The sequence below is a fragment of the Mesorhizobium sp. M6A.T.Cr.TU.016.01.1.1 genome, assembly GCF_003952585.1.
Classification (GTDB): domain Bacteria; phylum Pseudomonadota; class Alphaproteobacteria; order Rhizobiales; family Rhizobiaceae; genus Mesorhizobium; species Mesorhizobium mediterraneum.
In genome coordinates, this window is the sequence record NZ_CP034452.1 from 830,705 (window position 1) to 851,123 (window position 20,419).

22 protein-coding genes are annotated in these 20,419 nt (G+C 63.0%); 8 read left to right on the top strand and 14 right to left on the bottom strand.

The window, feature by feature from the left end:
* Nucleotides 1-2 precede the first annotated feature (2 nt).
* Nucleotides 3-1,118, top strand: a complete 1,116-nt coding sequence (locus EJ075_RS03820; protein WP_126103429.1) for an anhydro-N-acetylmuramic acid kinase — start codon at nucleotides 3-5, stop codon at nucleotides 1,116-1,118.
* Nucleotides 1,119-1,268: 150 nt separating this feature from the next.
* On the opposite strand, the gene EJ075_RS03825 is transcribed toward EJ075_RS03820, so the two are convergent.
* On the bottom strand, nucleotides 1,269-1,706 hold the full coding sequence (locus tag EJ075_RS03825) for a GNAT family N-acetyltransferase (protein WP_126103430.1): 438 nt from the start codon (nucleotides 1,704-1,706) through the stop codon (nucleotides 1,269-1,271).
* A gap of 157 nt (nucleotides 1,707-1,863) precedes the next feature.
* Nucleotides 1,864-3,036 carry an MFS transporter gene (locus tag EJ075_RS03830; protein ID WP_126103431.1) on the bottom strand — a complete coding sequence of 391 codons (1,173 nt, stop codon included), beginning with the start codon at nucleotides 3,034-3,036 and terminating at the stop codon, nucleotides 1,864-1,866.
* Between the two features lie 48 nt (nucleotides 3,037-3,084).
* On the opposite strand from EJ075_RS03830, the gene EJ075_RS03835 reads away from it, so the two are divergent.
* On the top strand, nucleotides 3,085-3,624 hold the full coding sequence (locus EJ075_RS03835) for an Lrp/AsnC family transcriptional regulator (protein WP_126103432.1): 540 nt from the start codon (nucleotides 3,085-3,087) through the stop codon (nucleotides 3,622-3,624).
* 74 nt (nucleotides 3,625-3,698) lie between these two features.
* On the opposite strand, the gene EJ075_RS03840 is transcribed toward EJ075_RS03835, so the two are convergent.
* The 6 genes from EJ075_RS03840 to EJ075_RS03865 are packed head-to-tail and all read right to left on the bottom strand — an operon-like array spanning nucleotide 3,699 to nucleotide 8,085.
* Nucleotides 3,699-4,958, bottom strand: a complete 1,260-nt coding sequence (locus EJ075_RS03840; protein ID WP_126103433.1) for an ABC transporter substrate-binding protein — start codon at nucleotides 4,956-4,958, stop codon at nucleotides 3,699-3,701.
* A gap of 53 nt (nucleotides 4,959-5,011) precedes the next feature.
* Nucleotides 5,012-5,440 carry a DUF4440 domain-containing protein gene (locus EJ075_RS03845; protein WP_126103434.1) on the bottom strand — a complete coding sequence of 143 codons (429 nt, stop codon included), beginning with the start codon at nucleotides 5,438-5,440 and terminating at the stop codon, nucleotides 5,012-5,014.
* A gap of 8 nt (nucleotides 5,441-5,448) precedes the next feature.
* On the bottom strand, nucleotides 5,449-6,504 hold the full coding sequence (locus tag EJ075_RS03850) for an aldo/keto reductase (RefSeq protein ID WP_126103435.1): 1,056 nt from the start codon (nucleotides 6,502-6,504) through the stop codon (nucleotides 5,449-5,451).
* Nucleotides 6,501-6,860: a TIGR04076 family protein gene (locus tag EJ075_RS03855; protein WP_126103436.1), complete on the bottom strand. Its 360-nt coding sequence runs from the start codon at nucleotides 6,858-6,860 to the stop codon at nucleotides 6,501-6,503. Before EJ075_RS03855 ends, EJ075_RS03850 begins: the two co-directional genes overlap by 4 nt.
* A 2-nt stretch (nucleotides 6,861-6,862) precedes the next feature.
* The gene (locus tag EJ075_RS03860) at nucleotides 6,863-7,351 is read right to left on the bottom strand and encodes a DUF3830 family protein (protein ID WP_126103437.1); all 489 of its coding nucleotides are present in this window, start codon (nucleotides 7,349-7,351) and stop codon (nucleotides 6,863-6,865) included.
* Nucleotides 7,348-8,085 carry a GntR family transcriptional regulator gene (locus EJ075_RS03865; RefSeq protein ID WP_126103438.1) on the bottom strand — a complete coding sequence of 246 codons (738 nt, stop codon included), beginning with the start codon at nucleotides 8,083-8,085 and terminating at the stop codon, nucleotides 7,348-7,350. The genes EJ075_RS03860 and EJ075_RS03865 overlap by 4 nt, the downstream gene beginning before the upstream one ends.
* Before the next feature lie 128 nt (nucleotides 8,086-8,213).
* Here EJ075_RS03865 and EJ075_RS03870 point away from each other — a divergent pair, with 128 nt between their 5' ends.
* The 6 genes from EJ075_RS03870 (at nucleotide 8,214) to EJ075_RS03900 (ending at nucleotide 14,043) form a co-directional block, all read left to right on the top strand.
* On the top strand, nucleotides 8,214-9,014 hold the full coding sequence (locus tag EJ075_RS03870; protein WP_126103439.1) for an ABC transporter ATP-binding protein: 801 nt from the start codon (nucleotides 8,214-8,216) through the stop codon (nucleotides 9,012-9,014).
* Nucleotides 9,011-9,778, top strand: a complete 768-nt coding sequence (locus EJ075_RS03875; RefSeq protein ID WP_126103440.1) for an ABC transporter ATP-binding protein — start codon at nucleotides 9,011-9,013, stop codon at nucleotides 9,776-9,778. Before EJ075_RS03870 ends, EJ075_RS03875 begins: the two co-directional genes overlap by 4 nt.
* A complete protein-coding gene (locus EJ075_RS03880) occupies nucleotides 9,775-10,683 on the top strand; it encodes a branched-chain amino acid ABC transporter permease (protein WP_126103441.1) in 909 nt (302 codons plus the stop codon). Before EJ075_RS03875 ends, EJ075_RS03880 begins: the two co-directional genes overlap by 4 nt.
* The gene (locus tag EJ075_RS03885) at nucleotides 10,680-11,663 is read left to right on the top strand and encodes a branched-chain amino acid ABC transporter permease (RefSeq protein WP_164547256.1); all 984 of its coding nucleotides are present in this window, start codon (nucleotides 10,680-10,682) and stop codon (nucleotides 11,661-11,663) included. Before EJ075_RS03880 ends, EJ075_RS03885 begins: the two co-directional genes overlap by 4 nt.
* Nucleotides 11,660-12,958, top strand: a complete 1,299-nt coding sequence (locus tag EJ075_RS03890) for an FAD-dependent oxidoreductase (RefSeq protein ID WP_126103443.1) — start codon at nucleotides 11,660-11,662, stop codon at nucleotides 12,956-12,958. The genes EJ075_RS03885 and EJ075_RS03890 overlap by 4 nt, the downstream gene beginning before the upstream one ends.
* Before the next feature lie 359 nt (nucleotides 12,959-13,317).
* The gene (locus EJ075_RS03900; protein ID WP_126103444.1) at nucleotides 13,318-14,043 is read left to right on the top strand and encodes a DUF6236 family protein; all 726 of its coding nucleotides are present in this window, start codon (nucleotides 13,318-13,320) and stop codon (nucleotides 14,041-14,043) included.
* A gap of 207 nt (nucleotides 14,044-14,250) precedes the next feature.
* Here EJ075_RS03900 and EJ075_RS03905 read toward each other — a convergent pair whose 3' ends face one another.
* From EJ075_RS03905 to EJ075_RS03935, 6 genes are all read right to left on the bottom strand, one after another.
* On the bottom strand, nucleotides 14,251-15,087 hold the full coding sequence (locus tag EJ075_RS03905) for a GNAT family N-acetyltransferase (RefSeq protein WP_126103445.1): 837 nt from the start codon (nucleotides 15,085-15,087) through the stop codon (nucleotides 14,251-14,253).
* 5 nt (nucleotides 15,088-15,092) lie between these two features.
* Nucleotides 15,093-15,839 carry an aspartate/glutamate racemase family protein gene (locus tag EJ075_RS03910; protein ID WP_126103446.1) on the bottom strand — a complete coding sequence of 249 codons (747 nt, stop codon included), beginning with the start codon at nucleotides 15,837-15,839 and terminating at the stop codon, nucleotides 15,093-15,095.
* 8 nt (nucleotides 15,840-15,847) lie between these two features.
* A complete protein-coding gene (locus EJ075_RS03915) occupies nucleotides 15,848-16,666 on the bottom strand; it encodes an ABC transporter permease (RefSeq protein ID WP_126103447.1) in 819 nt (272 codons plus the stop codon).
* Between the two features lie 4 nt (nucleotides 16,667-16,670).
* On the bottom strand, nucleotides 16,671-17,585 hold the full coding sequence (locus EJ075_RS03920) for an ABC transporter permease (RefSeq protein ID WP_126103448.1): 915 nt from the start codon (nucleotides 17,583-17,585) through the stop codon (nucleotides 16,671-16,673).
* Nucleotides 17,586-17,830: 245 nt separating this feature from the next.
* Entirely contained in the window at nucleotides 17,831-19,120 is a 1,290-nt protein-coding gene (locus tag EJ075_RS03930; RefSeq protein WP_126103449.1) for a PotD/PotF family extracellular solute-binding protein, read from the bottom strand.
* Nucleotides 19,121-19,153: 33 nt separating this feature from the next.
* Nucleotides 19,154-20,242 carry an ABC transporter ATP-binding protein gene (locus EJ075_RS03935; protein WP_126103450.1) on the bottom strand — a complete coding sequence of 363 codons (1,089 nt, stop codon included), beginning with the start codon at nucleotides 20,240-20,242 and terminating at the stop codon, nucleotides 19,154-19,156.
* Nucleotides 20,243-20,419: the final 177 nt, after the last annotated feature.

Here is a 20,419-nt window from a genome sequence, read left to right on the forward strand (position 1 = left end):
TTATGGAACCAATCTGGGCCGTCGGCCTGATGACCGGCACCGTGCTGGACGGTAATATCGATGTTGCGCTGATCAAGACCGACGGCGAGCGGATCGCGGATTTCGGCACCTACACGCTGGCGCCCTACCCCAGATCGATCCGGACCCTGCTGGAGGAGACGCTGGATCAAGCCAGGGCGTGGAATTTCACCGGACCGGAGCCGGCGATCTTTCGCGAAGCTGAAGAGGCGCTGACGCGCGCCCAGTCCGCGGCGGTCAAGGACCTGGTCGAAAGCTACGGGCTGACAATGGCCGATATCGGAGTCGTCGGCTTCCATGGCCAGACCGTGCTGCATCGCGCCCCGCAAGTCGGCCGGCTCGGCCAGACCCGCCAGCTCGGCGATGGCGAGTTGATGCATGCCATCCTGGGTACCAAGGTAGCCTATGATTTCCGCTCGGCCGATATGCGCGCCGGCGGGCAAGGCGCGCCGCTGTCGGCCGCCTATCATGCCGCGCTGCTGCGCGATGCCGATACCAGCGGCGACACGGCTGTGCTCAATCTCGGCGGCGTCGCCAACATCACATGGTGGGACGGCAAGGACAATGTCGTCGCTTTCGACACCGGACCGGCCAATGCGCCGTTGAACGATTTCATCAAGGCGAAAGGGCTTGGCGAAATGGACCGCGACGGCGCATTGGCCCGCGCGGGCACCGTCGACGAAGTCCGGCTGGCCAAGCTCTTGCAACATCCCTTTCTGGCCAAGCCCTATCCAAAATCGCTGGACCGATTCGATTTCGGCGCGGCCATGGCGGACGGGATGAACGCTGAAGATGGCGCCGCACTGCTCACGGCCTTCACCGCCGCAGCCGTCGGCAAGGCGCTCGACCTTCTGCCGCACCGGCCGAAGCGGCTGGTGGTCAGCGGTGGCGGCCGCCACAACCCGACGATCATGGCCATGCTTGCCAGCCGCGCCGGCGTCGAAGCCGTGCCGGCGGAGGCGCTCGGCTGGAAGGGCGACGCAGTGGAGGCGGAGTGCTTTGCCTTCCTTGCGGTTCGCGTGCTCAGGGGCCTGCCGATCAGCTTCCCGACCACCACCGGTGTGCCACAGCCGATGCGCGGCGGACGCCTTGCCGGCTAACTAGAGCAAGATGAGATCAGGTTGGTCATTTTGCCGGGCCGGTTTGGGCCAAATCCTTCGGGCTTCGGCTCGACCGTACTCCCGGTACGGCCTTCGCCAAAACCCTCGACCTTGTCCCAAGCCATCACCGGCAAAATGACCAACCTGATCTCATCTTTGCTCTAAGCCAACAATTTTCTTCTGCAGGAAGACGCGGCTGCGGCCGACGGGAAAATCGGGAAGCACGCCGAAAGGCCGATATCCCTGACGCTCATAGGCCTTGGCCGCTTTCGGATTGAACGTGTCGATCAAGGCGCCGTGACAGCCGCGTGCGACGGCTTCCTGTTCGGCTGCGTCCAGCATCCTGCCGGCCATGTGCTGGCCGCGCAGTCGCTCATCAACCCAGAGCCATTGCACATAGAGCCAGCCCCAGGCGGTGTATCCCGAGATGCCGGCGACAACCGCACCGTGCTCGTCACGCACGAACACGGCGAGCGCCTTCCTGTTGGCCGCACCGACGTCGCTGTCGTTGAACGCGCTGAGCCGTTCCCCGAGAAAAGCGAGCTCTTTCGGCGAAGGGTCGGCGGTGGTTTCAAGCGTCGTGATCATCGCACGTCCAGACGGGCTCACAGCCGGATATCGGTATACAGCGCCGCGCGTCCTTCCGGATGCTATCGCACTTTCATTGCATTTATCGAAGGATAGGAGGGAGGCGCAAGCTCCGGCGCCGCGTAGCTCAAAACCGGCAACTTGCGATAATCCGCGACTACCGCGGCGAATGCCACGCGGCCGCCGAAGCGGCAACCAGCACGAGCAGCGCTGCGACCATGGCCGATGCCGCAAAGCCAAAGCTGGAATAAAGCGGTCCGAAAGCCGTGGTGCCGACAAATACCGCGAGATAGGTCACCGCACTGTTCAAGCCCATGATCGTGCCGCGCCGCGCCGGGTCGAGCGCCGAAAGGCGCATCACCAGGACGTTCAGTCCAAAATGATTGGCAAGGCCCCAGAGCGCCACCATCGCGATGATCAGGTGAAAACTACTGCTTGATGCGGCAAGCGCGACATAGACGATCGCGACCAGAAGATAGGCGAACGGCATGACGCGTCGCGCGCCAAGGCGATCGATCACGCCGTCAAGAAGTGCTGCCATGCCGAAGCCCACGCCATAGGCAAGCGCAGCAAAACCGTTGGCGCTGACCGGCTGTCCCAAGCCGTTGTGAAGGTGATCGCCGAGATAGCCATAGACACCGTAGAAGGCGGTCATGAAGGCGCCGCAGGCGACCAGAAGCGGCACGATGCCGGGAACGGCCAAAGCGCCGAGTGGCGTCGGCGCCGGGCCGCTTTTCCTGACGTCGCTCAGCGACGTCAGCGTAAGCCCGGTCAACGCGAGCCCAGCAAGGACGGCGACAGCCGCAAAAACGGCGCGCCAATGCAGCAGATCGGCAAGCACCGCCGACAATGAGACGCCGGCCACCATACTCAGGGTCCAGCCGGTCAGCACGACGCCGATCGTTCCGCTTTCGCGGCCAGGTGGCGCGATCGCTGCGGCGCTGGCATAGATTGCCGGCATGGCGATACCGGCGGCGATGCCGGCGAGAAGCTGGGCCGCAACCAGCGCCGTCACCGTCGGCGCGGCGGCGCTGGCGAGAAGCGCTATCGCCAGCAGCAGCAAGGCCCCTTGCAGCATGCAGCGAGCGCCAAGCCGATCGATATAGCGCGCCAGGAACAAGGCGCTTGCGGATGTTCCGAGGCCGAACGCAGCGGACGCGATCATGACGGCCGGCACGCTTGTCGCAAACGACGCGGCCACCGCCGGTGCTATCGGACCAAGAACCAGCGAGTTGGAGCCGATCACGGCGATGCATCCAGTGAGCAGATAGGCGAGCGCCGGGATAGGCGGCCTAGCCGTCAACGTTGCGACTTGATCACTGTTCGACATATGGCAATAATGGCCGTATTAAATTCTGTATCAATAAGGAATTTCATTATGGACGAAGAAACAGATGGCATTCCGCAGAACAGGCCTGCCGCCCGCGACATCGACGCCACCGACCGAAAGATATTAGGCGTTCTGGTCGACGACGCCACGATCAGCTATGCCGAGCTCGGCGAACGCGTCGGCCTGTCGCCGCCGGCAGCCCATGAACGGGTGAAGCGGCTTCGGCGCAGCGGCGCCATTCGCAACACCGCGGCGATCATCGATCCCAAGGCAGTGCACAAGCCGTTGCTCGCTTTCGTGCACATCGACACTAAGGGCTGGGGAAAGACCCCCGAACTGATGGCGATTTCCGAGCACCCCGAAGTCGAGGAAATTCATTCGGTGGCCGGCGACACATGCATGCTGATCAAAGTCCGCACCGAGGACACTCGGGCGCTCGAAGGCCTGCTGTCGCGGCTTTACGAAACGCCCGGCGTCACCTCGACGCGAAGCTACGTGGTTCTGTCGACCTATCTGGAGCGGCCGGTGCAGCCCGGGATCACGACGGAGTGGCCGACACCCCGGCACATGGCCAAGCCGCTATACTAGCTGGAGCGTGCGAGTCGGGACGGTGGTGTCCGGCATCAACCTCAATGAAATGATGCCGGACAGATATAGGCGCCTTACTGAAGCTTCGCCTGCAGGGCGTTGACGTCATCCGTCGTCATCTCGCCGTCGGTCGTCACCTTGCCGTCGACGATCTTCCAGAGGCGGAACGGGCCGGTGATGTCGCCGTATTTGTCGAAGGCGACCGGGCCGATGACGCCTTCGTAGCGGATCGGCTTGCCATCCTTGATCAGGCCGAGCGCCTTGGCGAACTCGTCCTTGCCGGCATAGATCGGCGTGCCGGCCGGGTCGACCGCCTTGTACATCGCCTCCTTGATCTTGGCCGGATCCTCGGACCCGGCAATGGCGATTGCCAATCCGACGATGGCGCCGGCATCATAGGACCGGTCGGCCGCCGGGTTCGACGGTTCGATGCCCGAAAATTCCTTGTAGTTCTTGGTGAAATACTCGGTCGATGCGGTCGGGCTGGTGCCCGAGGAAGTGCCATAAGCGTCCTTCAAATAATCGGCGCCGACGGATTCGATGAAGTCCGGGCTGTTCATGCCGTCATTGAGCAGGAATTTCTGGACGCCGCCCTGCGAAATCCAGGTGCGGGCGATGGTCGCGCCGTCGACGGGCGTGCTGACGAGATAAAGCCCATCGGGCTCGCCGGCCATTGCCGCCGTGACTTCGGACGCATAGCTCGACTGCTTTTCATTGTAGGGCGTGTCGGAGACGATGGTGCCGCCGAGCGCCTTATAGGCGCGCGAGAATTCCGCCACCATGTTGACGCCGAAGTCGTTGTTGACGTGGATGACCGACAGCTTCTTGAAGCCCTTGTCGATGGCATATTTGGCCGCGGCGACGCCCTGCAGCGCATCCGAGGTGATGGTGCGGAAGAAGATGCCGTTGGTCTTGCCGTCGCGCCCGAGGGCCGTCAGCGTCGGCGACGAGGAAGCCGGCGATACCTGGACGATCTTGGCCGGAGCGGTGACCGAGGTCAGGATCGGGATCGACACCGAGGAGATGATGCCGCCGATGATCACCGGCACCTTCTTGACCTGCACGAGCTGGGTCGCGGCGTCGACTGCAATGTTGCCCTGGCTCTGGCTGTCGCGCGTGTCGGTGGCGAGGTCGCAACCGCGCACGCCGCCGGCGTCATTGATATCGCGGAAGGCCATTTCGACCGACTTGGCGCCGGCCTGGCCGTACTCGCCGGCCGGGCCGGTCAGTTCCATGACGAGGCCGACCGTGATCTTGCAATCGGCGGCTTGCGCTGCTCCGGCAGCTGTCAGCAGAGCCAGCGCGGTGGTGATCTGAAGTAGCGTCTTTGTCATTGTTGTTCCCCTTTCGTTACACGACACTGATTCAATTCATGTCTTGAGCCTGTTCAGTCTTCCGGCATCTGCAGCCAGGTTTCATGCAGATGTCGCCATTCAACGCCATTGGGCGCCGATGAACTGGTGGTGAAAACGGCACTCGAGCGACGGCGGCTGTGCTTGCCGGCGCGCTGCTGCGTTTCGACGTAGCAGAGGACGATCGCGTCGTCGGCCTGCCAGCTGGCCCTGATGTCTTCGATCGAAATGGTGAAGTCGCCATCACAGGTAGCGCGGCTTACCCTGACGTGGTCGACCACTGCGTCACGATCGAGGATCTGGCCGTCCGGCGCAACCATGCAGAAACTTTCGTTCATGACGCGTTCGAAGCGGCTGAAATCCGCCCTGTCCGCGCTTCCTGCAACGAACCAGTCGACGAAAAAGCGGTGAAGATCGACGACCTCGGCACTCGCGCGGGAAAGCAGAGAGGACTTCTCGTCCATGGCGGCGCTCATATCCGGCCTGCGTTCAAATTGTAGTGCATGATCGAGCCGTGGCGGCCGTGACGGTCGCGCTCCAGCGTGTAGACATCGCCCAGGGGGCCGCGGCTTTGCGCGATCACGGCGGCGATCCGCGCCCGGTCGTCGGCATCGAGCGCGATGTCCATAATCCGGGCGTTGGCAAGGGCGTGCGCCTGGTTGCGGGCGCCGACGATGACGGCCGCCACTTGCGGCTGCTCCAGCACCCAGGCACTGGCGATGGTGGCGATGTCGACGCCATGGCGGTCGGCGACGGCCTTCAATGTGCGAAGCAACTCCTGGAAAAGCTCCCAGCCGCCGAAGTCGTCGATGATCAGCTTGTATTTGACCAGCGACCGGTTTTCGAGCGGCGTCTGCGGCTCGGCAGCATCAAGCCATTTTTCGCTCAGGAAGCCGCCTGCTACCGAACCATAGCAGAGGAAACTGACGCCGTTTTGCTTGGCGAGTGCCGCGAGGCTGTTGGCCGGCCGCTGGTCGAGCACTGAGTATTGCAGCTGCTGACTGACCAGCGGCACCCCGGCGGCCAGGATCTCGGCCAAATGCGGCGTATCGAAATTGGTGGTGCCGACATTGCGCACCTTGCCTTCCAGGCGAAGGTCATTGAGCCAGCCCATCGCGTCGACATAGCCGGGCAGCGCATAATCCCACCAGTGGAACTGCACGAGATCGAGCCGCTCCGTCTTCAGCCGCCGCAGCGACTGCTCGACGATGCCCCTGATATAGTCGCGGCTGATGTTTGCAAGCCTTTCCAGGTCAGGCACCAGCTTGGTGTGAACCTTCATTTTGGCGGCGGCGTCGAGACCGCGCTCATTGGCGAGCCGCAGCCGCGCCGCGCCGATCAGCTCCTCGACGCCGGTATAGATATCGGCGCAATCATAGGTCCTGATGCCGGCATCGAAAGTGGCTATCAGGTCACTCACCGCCTGTTCGCGATCGATCGCGCCGTGCCCGCCGGCAAGCTGCCAACCGCCGCGGATGACGCGTGAGATCGTATAGCCGGGGCTGAGCTCGAAAGCCTTGACGGTCATCTCTGGTCATTCTCCTTCGGCAGCGGCACCGCCGTGGTTTCGGCATGGCTGAACCGCCGCTTGCCCGTCCTGACGATCCTGAGCCGGCTAGCGCAATTGGGATCGGGACAAGCGATCTCGGCGTCCGAGGTCATCCAGTCATTCTTGTGGGTTGGGCGCTGTTTGGCTGCGAGCAGCGGCAACACGGCTGATATCGAATAGATCGAAAAACCCTGCCCCGCCGGCATCGACAGCATCTCGCCCTTGAGTTCGAAATAGTCACCCGCCTTGGCGCCGCAATAGATCGGCTTGCCCTCGGGGATAACCGCCTCGACACGAAGGTCGAAGAGTTCGAAACTGTCGTCGCTCTCAGGCACTCTCAAATCTCCACACGCGTGAAGGTGATGTCGCAGGCGCCGTTGCGGCGGATAACACCGCAGGCGGCGGCGAAGCGGTCGCGCTCCTCGGGACGCACCTGCGCGACCACGCTTCCGGCAAGCCAGCCGATCGGGAACAGCAGGCGCGCGCCCTGTCCGTAAAACAGGCCGATGTCGAAAATCGCATTCGGACTGCCGCCCCACATGCGGGGCGGCACGTAGGATAGCACGATGTCGCCCGGCTGCGGCGTCAGCGTTGCATTCTCCGCCGGCAGGGGCCTGGCATAGGTTTGGCCCTCAAGATCCGCTGATGGAACCGGGCAGGAGATTTCCGGCCCCGTCCACATCGCATGGATACCGGCAACGACGCGTGGCTGCTCGAGATAGGCCAGCAGAAAGGCAGCATTGTCGGGCGCCTTTTCAGGCAACAGCAGCGCCGTCACGGAAAGCTTTGAGCGTTCCTCAGTGATCCTGATGGCGGGCGTCGTCATGCCCTCAATCCTTCTTTGCTTGCGGATTGGAGCTTGTCGCGCAGGAAGGCGAAAGGCCGGCTGATGTCGGCCACCAGCGCCTCGCGCGCCGCTTGCGCATCCTGCTTCGCAAGCGCTGCGACGATGCTGCGGTGATAGTGGGCGGTATCGACCTCGCCGGCGTCGGAAAAGGCATAGATGGCGACGCGGATGCAGGGTCCTGATTGCAGCCAAAGGCTCTCGATCATCGGGATCAGCACGGCGGAACCGCAGCAGCGGTAGATTTCGAAGTGGAAGCTCTGGTTGAGCGTCGCCTCGCGGTCGATATCCTTCTTGTGCTTCAGCGCCCGCATCTCGTCCCACTCGCCGAGCATGGCCTCGACCGTAGCAATCTGGCGCGGGTTCATGCGCGTGGCAGCCAGTGCGATCGCTTCGCCCTCGATCAGGGAGCGGGCGCGCAAGAGGTCGTCGATACGCTCCAGCGTGATCGGAGGCACGCGCACGGAGCGGTTGGGAAGCGCCTCCAGCGCCTTCTCCGTGATCAGACGTCCGAGCGCCTCGCGCACCGGCATGGTGCTGGTGACCAGCGCGTCGGCGAGGCCGCGGATGGTCAGAACCTGGCTCGGCTCGAAAAGGCCGCCGATCAAGGCCCGGCGCAGCTCCGAATAGACGCGATCCTGCACGGTCTCGCGGCCGACCGGCGTGAGCTGGGCTGCGATCGTTTCATTGTTCTTTTCGATGGCGGCCTTCTGCATGGGCAGTCCCGGTCTTTGGCCGTTTTCGGCTTGCGGAAGAAATTAAAGCCGAATAGCGTGATCAAAGCAAGTGTGATCACAAATCAAAACCAGAAGGCGGCGACGATCGCTTTCGGCCAGAGGGTTCCATGAGTGACACAGCCGCACAACAGCGGGCGGAGACCCGCACGCCGGTTCTGACGGCCAGGAACGTCGTCAGACGTTTCGGTGGCCTCGTCGCGGTCAACAATGTCTCGTTTGACGTCCGGCCGGGTGAAATACTCGGCCTCATCGGCCCGAACGGCGCCGGCAAGACGACGATGTTCGACCTGCTGGCCGGCAGCATCCTGCCGACCAGCGGCGAGATCCATCTCAACGGCATACTCGTGTCGGGGGAAGCAGCCCATCACCGCATCGGCCGCGGACTCGGCCGCACGTTCCAGATCCCCCGGCCTTTGCCCAATCTGACGCTGATCGAAAACGTCATGCTGGCCGCGCAGGGGCAGGCCGGAGAAAGACTGCTCGCCAATTTCCTGACGCCACGGCGGGTCTCCGCCGAAGAACGGGCGGCTGAGACGAGAGCCATCGAATTGCTTGAACTCGTCACGCTCGCCCGCCTGGCGCACGAGCCGGCGCGCGTGCTTTCCGGCGGCCAGCGCAAGCTGCTCGAGCTCGCCCGCGTCATGATGGCCAACCCGGCGATCATCCTGCTCGATGAGCCGGCGGCCGGCGTCAACGCGACGCTGCTCGAAGTCATCATCGACCGCATTCGCGACATCAACAGAAGCGGCATCACCTTCCTGCTGATCGAGCACAATATCGACATGGTGACGCGGCTCTGCCACCGTGTGCTGGTCATGGCGAGCGGCCAGCTTCTGTGCGAAGGCAGCCCGGACGAGGTGGCACGCGACCCGCGCGTCATCGAGGCCTATCTCGGAGGCGCGGCATGAGCCAAAGGGTTCTCGATGTCCGCAATCTCGAAGCCGGCTATGAGCCAGGTGTGCCGATCGTGCGCGGCGCCTCGATCACCGTCGGCAAGGGCGAGATCGTCGTCGTTCTCGGCCCCAACGGCGCCGGCAAATCGACCTTGATCAAGGCGATCGCCGGCCTTGTCCCGATCACCGGCGGCACGGTGCTGCTGGACGGCAAGGATATCACCGCCGCACCCGCCCACACCATGGTCCGCCTCGGCCTTGCCTTCGTGCCGCAGACCGAAAACATCTTCCCCTTGATGTCGGTCGAGGACAATCTGAAGGTCGCCTGCGGCATCCTGAAGCCGCGCGAGATCCCTGCCCGCATCGAGGAAATGTATGCGGCCTTCCCCGATCTCGCCCGTCAGCGCAAGACCGCCGCCGGGAACCTGTCGGGCGGACAGCGGCAGATGCTGGCGGTGGCCCGGGCATTGATCGTCCATCCCAAGGTGCTGGTGCTCGACGAGCCGTCAGCCGGCCTGTCGCCGAAATTCGTGGCGATGGTCTTCGAGATGCTGGCCGGTATACGCATATCCGGCGTCACCATTCTCTTGGTCGAACAGAACGCCAAGGCAGCACTTGCCATCGGCGACCGCGCCTATGTGCTGGTCGAAGGCAAAGACCGGCACGAGGGCGTCGCCTCCGAGCTCTGGAACGATCCGGTGGTCGCCGAACTCTATCTTGGTCAGCGCCGCCTCGATGCTGAAAGAGACCGGCACTCCGGCAAAGGAAGTGCGGTATGAACCTGCAATTTGTCGTCGACGGGCTGCTGGCGGGTTCGATGATCGGCCTCGGCGCCATCGGCGTGACGCTTACCTATTCGATCCTGCGCTTCTCGAACTTTGCGCATGGCGACTTCATGGCCTGGGGCGCCTATGCGACGCTCGCCGTCGTCGGCGCTATCGGCGCGATGTTCGGCAAGATCGCGCCGATCGCTCCGCTCTCCTTCGGCTGGCCGCTGATCGCCGCGGTGGTGCTCGGCATGGCGATCACCGGCCTGCTGGCGCTGCTGCTCGACCTGGTGCTTTTCGCGCGGCTGCGGGCCAAGGGCCAGGCGATCATCGTGGTGATGGCAAGCTTCGGCGCCTCGATGGCGCTGAGAAGCCTGCTCGAATTTATCTTCAGCTCGCGTCCGACCTATTTCAGCCGGGCCATCCAGATCGCCATGCCGGTCGGCTTCGGCATTCGCATCACCCCCGACCAGATCGCGCTGCTGCTTCTGACCGCCGTTCTGGTGCTCGGCGTGCATCTCCTGATGACCCGCACCCAGACCGGCCGCTCGATGCAGGCACTGAGCCAGAACGCGGCATTGGCGCGCATTGTCGGCATCGACGTCGCCAAGGTCGTGCGTGTCACCTGGATCGTCGGCGGGGCACTTGCCTGCGTTGCCGGCGTGATGATCGGCATTCTCATACAGATCCGCCCATTCATGGGTTTCGACATGCTGCTGCCGATGTTCGCGGCCGCCATCCTCGGCGGCATCGGCAGCGTGCCTGGGGCCGTTCTCGGCGGCTTGATCATTGGTCTCGCCGAAGCCGGCGCAGTGCAGTTGATCGGCGCCGAATGGCGGGCGGCCGTCTCTTTCATCATCCTGATGACCGTGCTGTTCGTGCGGCCTATCGGCCTTTTCGGAGTGAGGGAACGCTGATGGATCTGCTCGGCTATGGCGCTTTCTTCCTGACCACCGCGCTGATCTTTTCGCTCGTCACGCTGGGGCTCAACCTGCAATGGGGGCTGACGGGGCTTTTCAATGTCGGGCTCGCCGGCTTCGTCGCCATCGGTGCCTACACGTCGGCACTGCTGACCACGCCCGACGATGCCGCGCGTCTGGGCGGCTTCGACCTGCCTATTCTTGTCGGCTGGCTCGGCGCCATGCTGGTGGGCGGCATCGCCGCCGCCATCACCGGCATCGCCACGCTGCGCCTCAGATCGGATTATCTGGCGATCACCACCTTCGGCGTCGCCGTCGTCGTGCAGCTGGTGGCGCTCAACGCCCAAAAACTGACCGGCGGCCCGTTCGGCATCGGCTTCATTCCGCGTCCTTTCGGCAGCCTCGCCGAGACGCCGTTGCTGTTCAACCTGTCGAACCTAGCCGTCGTCTCGGTGGCGACGCTGATCGTCTATCTCGCGCTGGAGCATCTGTCGCGCAGCCCATGGGGGCGCGTGTTGAAGGCGCTTCGCGAGGATGAGCGGGCCGCGATATCCCTGGGGAAAAGCGCTCGTTTCTACCGCGTCCAGGCCTTTGCCGTCGGCGGCGCCATCATGGCACTGGCAGGCGCGTTGCAGGCGCATTTCACCGGCTTCATCGCTCCGGACAATTATTTGCCGGCGCTGACTTTCCAGGTCTGGGTGATGCTGATCGTCGGCGGCTCGGGCAGCAACCTCGGCGCCGTCATCGGCAGCATCCTGGTCTGGGCGATATGGGCCGGATCGGGAGCCTTGACGAGCGTGTTGTTCTCGCCGGAACAGCAGGCCCGCGCCGCCTCGCTGCAGATCGTCGCCATCGGCGTGATGCTGTGCGTCATCCTTCTGGTCAGGCCGAACGGCTTGTTTGGCGACAGGCCGCGGCGTGCAGGATTCGGCAAGCGCGCGAAAGAGGCTCCGGGCGAGAGCATTGCCAAGTCATGATCGACGTTGCCGCGTCACCCGGCGTTTCCCTTTGGCATGCCGTCAGCCGCAACCGCCGCGACAGGTCCGCGCTCGAAGGCGCACTCGATGTCGATCTGGCAATTGTCGGCGGCGGTTTCTCAGGCCTTTCAACCGCGCTGCACAGCGCCGAGAAAGGCATCTCGGTCGCCGTCCTCGAAGCGGAAATCGTCGCCTGGGGCGCAACCGGCAGGAATGCCGGCTTCGTGGTGCCGAACTTCGCGAAAAGGGACCCCGACGATATCATTGCCCAGCTCGGACCAGAACGCGGCGACCGCCTTGTCGATTTCGCGGCCGGCAGCGCCGACCTCGTCTTCGACCTGATCAAGCGGCACGGCATCGAATGCGATGCCGTCCAGAGCGGATGGATACAGCCAGCCCATTCGCAGGCTGCTCTCGAAAAAACCAGATCGCGCGCCGAGCAATGGGCAAGGCTCGGAAGACCGACTGTTGCGCTGGACAGGCGGGCGGTCGAAGAGCTAACCGGCGTTCGCGGTTATGTCGGCGGCTGGATGGACCGTTCGGGCGGCGTCCTCAATCCGGTCGAATATGCGCGCGGGCTCGCCGATGCGGCGGAAAACGCCGGCGCGCGCCTCTTCGAGCATACGCGTGTCACGTCGATCGATCGCATTGGGGATGGCTGGGTCTTGAAGACGACGTCGGGCTCGGTGCGCGCCGGAAAGGTGCTGATTGCCACCAACGCCTATGGCGGGCCGCTGCACCGCACGCTTGAGCGAACCTATTTCCCACTGAAAATCTTCCAGATCGCGACGGCCCCACTGCCGCGCGAAATACGCACCCGCCTGCTTCCCGGCGGGCAAGGCGTCGGCGACACCAGGCGCAATCTTTTCACCTTCCGCTTCGATGGCGAAAACAGGCTGATATCCGGCGGCATGCATAGTTTTGGTCCGGGCGCCGATGCCCGAGTGCCGCGAGCGATCTGGCGGCGGCTGGCAAAACACCTCGACCTCCCGGAGATCCCGCCGCGTGAACATAGCTGGTCGGGGATGGCTGCGGTCGAGCCCGATTTCCTGCCGCGCCTCGTCGATCTCGGGCCCGGCCTGATCGCCGGCTTTGCCTGCAACGGGCGCGGCATCGCCATGACGACAAGCATGGGCAAGGTGCTTGCGGATTGGGCTGACGGCGCGAAGCCGCAGGATTTGCCGCTGCCGTTTGCGCCGCCGTCGCCGATCCCGCTCCACGGTCTGATGCGGCATGCGCCAAACATGCTGCTTCCCCTAAGCATCCTGCGCGACCGGCTGGATGAGGCAGGTTAGTCGACGGTAGCGTGCAAGATCGGATGGCATTCGCCAGCATCACTTAGCCAGGACTGATCGGCCGTGTGAAGCACCTGCGCCGCGAGGAAGACCTGCGGCTTGGCTCGCCGCAGGATTTCTGGGAGACGGCTTGAGCGTCCGCCGATTTTCTTGCCGAGAGCCATCTAACCTGATCTACTTTTCATCATTTTAGAGGGGGGCAGTGAGCGATGGGTGAAGCTAAGAGGCGGCGTGAGAGTGATCCTTTCTTTGGGAGACCAAAGCGCGGACTTGTAGTGTCCCCTCCAATCGAGATCGATGGAAGGTCTGTCTTCGTCCGATCGAGCCAGCTTGACCCACAGGAGTTGCGGTACGCTCTCTTGTTCTGGGACAAACTTGCGTGGCCGGCAAACAACGCCATCTACTTTCAATCAGACCCCGATGCTAGTTTCTTGGAGAGCATAGGTGTCCTGTCACGACCGGAGTTCCGGTTTAACGGCGACGGCGCTGGCATTATGTTGAGGAGCCAAGTCCAAGCATGGCGAGACCTTGACGCTAAAGAGCCGGGCAACTGGGCTCTCTCACAGGGGGAAAATTCATTCCTGGTCCGCAACCAAGTTCTCACCGAGGGGAACGGCACCAGCTTTACCCTGCACCGCGCAATACCCGTACCTGATAAGACGGTGCCACTGGCAGACATTTTGGATTTTAGAGCGAAACGAGCGGACGAGCTATTTACGCTGCGCGAAACTATTGAGGTGATGGCGGCGCAGATCGTCAAAGCCGAAAACCAGCAAGAGGAGCTCACCAAACAGGTTAGCATCTTGGATGGGCATTGCGCGGATGTCTTGAAGGTTGCGAAAGAACTGCCTTTCCCGATCAGGCTGACTAACGTCAAAGTATCGCTTGACCTGAAACCAAACACAGCGTTTGGGGCACTTCTTGCATCATATGTAGATCCGATAGGGATGCCACTGGTATCAGCGGCAATTGTCGGCGCCGCAGCATCATTCAAAATTTCGGGCGATTTCGGCCTTGCCCGGCGGGCTCAGCGAATTGGCCCATATCGATACGTCTACAGCTTCACTAAAGAGCTGTTCCCCTGAAGGCGATTGGTTGACTAAGCCGCCTTCCGCCTCTGTGCTTCCCGCTGCCGGCGCATTTCGTTGCGCTAGGCGGCCCAAGAGAAGTCGTCATGTTCCGATGAAAGGATTTTGGCGAAGGCGTCTACAGCAAAGCAGCTATTTGATGCCGACTGAAATTGCGCGCAGCGGGCAACCGACTTTGTGCGCTACAAGTCGACTTCCTCCGCCTCAACCAAGCTCCAAGGTCGTTATCGCAAAGACCCCGGACTGCATGAGCTGCGGCGCTTTTCCCTTGTACATTCGAGCGGTTTCGAAGCCCGGTTGAAGACCGGCGGACGACAGCAAAGCTGCAAATTGCCCGCTGGTCTCGGGAACGTCGAGATGGATATTTCCGGCTCCGGAAGCATTGGCGAGTGCGGCGAAGAGGCGACTTGCCGCGTCCAGGCTGTTGGAAAAAAGCGGACCGATCTTGCAGCCGTCCCGGCACCGGCGCGCGACGCCGTATCCTTCGATCGCGCCATCCCTGACGATCGCAAGCGCCATATGCGGCGGGCGCAGCCAGTGTTCCAGGAAGGATCGCCTCGGAGCGGGAAAGAACCGGCTGTCGTAGTCCACGACGTCGGCCAAGAGTTCCGGGCCTATGGCGCGAATACCACTGTCGGCGGCTGCCGGAACATCCGGCGATCCGACAAACCGGATCGTCCGGTAGACCGGCGCAAAGCCCGTGCTGCAGTAGTTGGCCTGCTGTTCGACGACACCATCGAGGCCGATCGTGCGGTTGCCGAGCCGCGCCGTGCCGGCATCCCAGACCGCCTTGCCATGGCCCTCTCCACGCCTGTCGGGCCGACAGATGTAGAGGCCGATGAAGCCGAAATCGTCGCCATAGGCCACGGCCGAAATACCGGCCGCCATCTCGCCATCGACGAAGGCGCCAATGAAGCCTTCTGGATCCGCCGCGTGGAACGCTGCGGCATCGCCGAGGCCGGGATTCCAGCCCTCTGCTGCCGCCCAGTCGACAAGCGTTTCCACTTCTTCAAGTGCGAGCGTTCTGATCGTTCGGCGCATTGCGATCACTCGGCGGCAACTATACCGGGGGCGAAGGATTTCAATGCACCACGATAAGGCTTTGACAGTGGGCTTGCATAGGCGCCGCGCTTGGATGTCGACAGGCCAAGCGCGATCAAGGCCTCGGCCTGCTTGACCGCGGCGCCGACGCCGTCGATGACCGGAACGCCGAATTCCCGCTGTAGCGCGGCCGCGAGATCGGCCATGCCGGCACAGCCGAGCACGATCGCCTCGGCGCGGTCCTCCTCGAGCGCGCGCGCGATCTCGCCGCGCAGTTTCAGGATCGCGTCCGATGCCGGGTCATCGAGCGCAAGAACCGGAATGTCCGCGGCGCGCACGCGTGCCCGCCCGGCCATGCCATAGCGCTGCACCAGCCCTTCGACGGGCACGCGCGAGCGCTCGGTCGTGGTGACGACGGTGAAGCGCTGGGCGATGAACGAGGCCGTGCTGAGCGCTGCCTCGCAGATACCGATGACCGGGATGTTGGCCATGGCGCGCGCGGCATCGAGGCCGGTGTCGTCGAAACAGGCGACGATCGCAGCCTGCGCGCCCGAGTGCTCGCCAGCGGCGATCTCGACCAGCAGGCCGGGCACGGCAAGCGCCTCGTCATAATAGCCTTCGATCGAAACCGGACCCATCGACGAGGTGACGGCGACGATTTCCGTACCGGCGCCGGCGACGAGCCGCGCCGCCGCTGCAATGGTTTCGGTCATGCTGGCGGTGGTGTTTGGATTGACAACGAGGATCTGCACTGCGGTTCTCAAATACGTGCCCGGCGACGGCCGACATAGACGATTGCGCCGAGCGTCAGCAGGATCACCAGGAAGGAAAATACGGTCGTCACGGTGCCCAGCGCATAAAGCACCGGCGTCGTCACATTCGTCGTCATGCCGTAAATCTCGAGCGGCAGCGTGTTGAACGTGCCCGAGGTCATCAGCGTGCGGGCGAACTCGTCATAAGACAGGGTGAAGCCGAACAGGCCGACACCGATCAGGCTGGGCGCGATCATCGGCAGGACGACATGCGCGAAGGTCTGCCAGGACGATGCTCCGAGGTCGCGCGCGGCCTCCTCATAGGCCGGCGAGAACCGGTTGAAGACGGCGAACATGATCAGCACGCCGAAAGGCAAGGTCCAGGTCAGGTGCGCCCCGAAGGCGGACGTGTACCAGGCGGGGCGAAAGCCGATCTGCTGGAAGACGACGCCAATGCCGAGGCTGATGATGATCGACGGCACGACGAGGCTGGCAACGGCCAGATAGAACAATGCGGTGGCGCCGCGAAACTTTTGGCGGAAGGCAAGACCGGCAAGCAGCGACACGATAACGGTCACGATCATCACCATCAGGCCAAGGATGAAGGACCGTTTGAAGCTGCCGCCGAAATCGCCGACCGCCTGGCGCTCGAACAGATTGGCGAACCAGTGCAGCGAAACGCCGTTCAGCGGAAAGGTCAGCCCGCCATTCTCGCCCTGAAACGAAAGAATGAGAATCGCCGAAAGCGGGCCGTAGAGAAACAGCACGAAAATAGCGAAGAAGGCTGCCAGCACGTAGAATTCGAGGGAGCGCTTGTCCTGGCTCATCGCTTCACAGCTCCTTGCGGATGTCGACGATGCGCAGGATGCCCGCGACCATCAGCAGCACCAGCACCAGGAGCACGACCGCGTTGGCGGCGGCCGCCGGGTATTGCAGCAGCGACATCTGGTTCTTCATCATCAGCGCGACGGAGGCGCTCTGCCCGCCGGACATCACCTGCACGGTCGAAAAGTCGGCCATCACCAGCGTGACGACGAAGATGGTGCCGATCGCCATGCCGGGCTTGGCGAGCGGAATGATGACGTTCCAAAGGACCTGCCAGCCGGAAGCGCCGGCGTCGCGCGCGGCCTCGATCAGCGACTTGTCGATGCGCATCAGCGTGTTGAAGATCGGCGTCACCATGAACAGCGTGTAAAGATGCACCATGGCCAGCACCACGGCGAATTCGGAATAGAGCAGCCATTCGATCGGTTTCGGGATCAGCCCCATCTGCACCAGCGTCGAGTTGACCAGGCCATTGCGGCCAAGCACCGGAATCCACGAGATCATGCGGATGATGTTGGAGGTCAGGAACGGCACCGTGCAGACAAGGAACAGCACCATCTGCATGGCCGTGGTCCTGATATGGAAGGCGAGGAAATAGGCGACCCAGAAGCCGATCAACAGCGTCAGCGCCCAGACGATGGCGGCATATTTCAGCGTGTTCAGATAGGTTTTCCAGGTGACCCACGAGCCGAGCGTGTCGGCGTAGTTGGTGGTCAGGAAATCCGGATACATCGCCGCGAAATCATAGTCCCAGAAGGAGACCACGGCGATCATCAGGATCGGCAGCAGAAGGAATGCGCCGAGGATCAGCGCCAGCGGCGTCGCCTGGAGATAGGGGGCGAGGGTGCCGATCGAGAGCCGGCGGCGTCTGGCGGGGTTTGCGGCGGTGGTGGCTACAGGCTGGTTGAGGACCACGGTCATCTGGAACAGCCCGGGCGTGTCGCGGAGGGGCGACAATCTGGCAAGCTGTGATCCTTCGCGCCCCCCTCTGTCCTGCCGGACATCTCCCCCACTTGGGGGGAGATTGGCAGCTTCGCTGTTGGCGCCTCTTCTTGCGAAGTTGGAGATTGGCGAAAGCAGCGGCGACGGCCGATCTCCCCCCAAGTGGGGGAGATGTCCGGCAGGACAGAGGGGGGCGCGAAGGAATGCAACATCTCAGCCTTGCATCAAGCAGCGATGAATTCGTTCCAGCGCTTCACCATGTAGCGGTCCTCGTCCATGACCGAGTTCCAGCAGGCGACCTTGCCCATGCGCTCGACGAAGGAGCCGCCGTCGCGCACGGCGCCCGCCTTTTCCATGACCTTGCCGTCCGGCGCCATGATATCGCCCTTGGCGGCCTTGCCGTCGACCCAGTAGCCCCATTCGTCCTCGGACATGAACTGCTTGGCCGTATCCATGGCGGCCGAGTAATAGCCTTGGCGGTTGAGATAGGCGCCAACCCAGCCGGACAGGTACCAGTTGATATACTCGTAGGCGGCGTCGAGTTGGGCGCCCTCGAGATGCGCTGCCAGGCCAAGGCCGCCGCCCCAGGAGCGATAGCCTTCCTTGAGCGGCTGGTATTTGCAGGCGATGCCCTTGGAGCGGACCGCAGCGACCGCAGGCGACCACATCGACTGGATGACCACTTCGCCTGAAGCCATAAGGTTGACGCTCTCGTCGAACGATTTCCAGAACGCGCGGAACTGGCCGTCCTGCTTGGCCTTGATCAGGAAGTCGATCGTCTGATCGATCTCCTCCTTGGTCATGTTGCCCTTGTCGGCATATTTGATGTTGCCCATGGCTTCCATGATCATCGCCGCATCCATGATGCCGATCGACGGGATGTTGAGGATGGCGGCCTTGCCCTTGAAGGCCGGATCCATGATGTCGGCCCAGGTGGTGATGTCGCGACCGACAAGGTCGGGGCGGATGCCGAGCGTGTCGGCATTGTAGATGGTCGGAACCATCGTCATCCACTGGGTCGGTTCCTTGGCGAAGGTCTTGGCGTCCTGTGCCTCGACGAAGCCGACGGTGTGCGGCGCGGTGCCTTGCGCGATGACGCTGTCGGGCGTCAGCTTGCCGGTGATGAAAAGCGGCACGATCTTGTCGTAATATTTCAGCTTCTTGACATCCATCGGCTGCATCACGCCGGAGGGATACACCTTCTTGGCAATCCAGTATTCGATGTCGGCGATGTCGTAGCTGTCCGGCTGGGTCACCGCGCGCTGGGCGGCCGCGTCGGAATCGGTCGCCGTCATCTCCAGCGTGATGCCGAGGTCGGCCTTGCACTTGTCGGCGATGGCGTTGAGGTTGGACACGCCGGTGCCAAACTGGCGCAGCGTGATCGGGTTCTGCGCCCAGATCGTCGGGAAGCCGGTGATGACGCCGGAGCCGGCTGCAAAACCGACGGCGGCGGCACCTGTCTTGAGCAGCGAGCGGCGGGAAATTCCTGTCTTCTTGTCAGTGGTGTTGGTCATGTCAGTTCCCCTTTTTTGATTGGTTGTTCTGGTTCAGGAATCGAGACGGCCAAGGACGATCGCGTCCTCGGCGTCCCAGGCGATCGGCACGGCGTCGCCGACGGCAACCGGCTTGGCGAAGAAACTGGTGTCGTCGACGATCACCGTGAAATCCTCGATGCCGGCGCCATTGACCGAGAGCTTCACGGTCGAGCCGCGGTACTCGATATTGGAGGCGATGCCGGTGAAACCCAGCCCCGCGGCAGGCGGGTCGCCGATCCGCACATGATCGGTGCGAATGGCGATATCGATCGGCTCGCCGATCGCCCTGCCCTGCCCGCTGGCCGCAAGCGAGGCGCCACCCGGCACATCGAAGACAACCATGCCGTTGCGACTGCCGCTGACGCGGCCGGAGACGACGTTGTGATCGCCCATGAAACGGGCGACGAAGGCGGTGGCCGGCCGCTCGAAGACGATGCGCGGATGCGCCGCCTGCTCGATGCGGCCGTCGTTCATCACCACGATCAGGTCGGCGAGCGCCATCGCCTCTTCCTGGCTATGGGTGACGTGAACGAAGGTGATGCCGAGCGACGTTTGCAGCTTTTTCAGTTCGGCCCGCATCCGGATCTTCAGGAACGGATCGAGTGCAGAGAGCGGCTCGTCGAGCAGCAGCGCCTCGGGGTCGGTGATGAGCGCGCGGGCCAGAGCGACGCGCTGCTGCTGTCCGCCCGAAAGCTGCGCCGGGCGGCGGCCGGCATAGGCTTCCATCTGCATCAGCTTCAGCATGGCGAGCGCCTTGGCGCGGCGCTCCTCCTTGCCGACACCCTTCATCTTGAGGCTGAACGCAACATTGTCGATCAGGTCGAGATGCGGAAACAGCGCGTAGGACTGGAACATCATGGCGGTGCCGCGCCGGGCCGGCGGCAGGTCGGTGACCACAATATTGCCGAGCCGCACGTCGCCGCTGGATATGCTCTCGTGCCCGGCAATCATGCGCAGCGTCGACGTCTTGCCGCAGCCGGACGGGCCGAGCAGGCAGCAATAGGTTCCCGCGGGAATTTTCAAGCTGATGTCTTCGACGGCAGTCGTTGCGCCATAGATTTTCGAAACGGACACGATGTCGATTTCGGCGGCTTTGGACATCCGGCTTCCTCTCTAAATCAACTTAAGCAAAGCATCATGCATGCCAATTGCCCCACATCGGCCTCAAGCGATTGAAAGCTTAGGAAAATCAGGATTGCATCCGGCTGGCTGCCGAAACGGCATGCTTGTGCAATGCACAAATTATAGGCGATAGCGGGCGATTCCCGCAAAAATCGT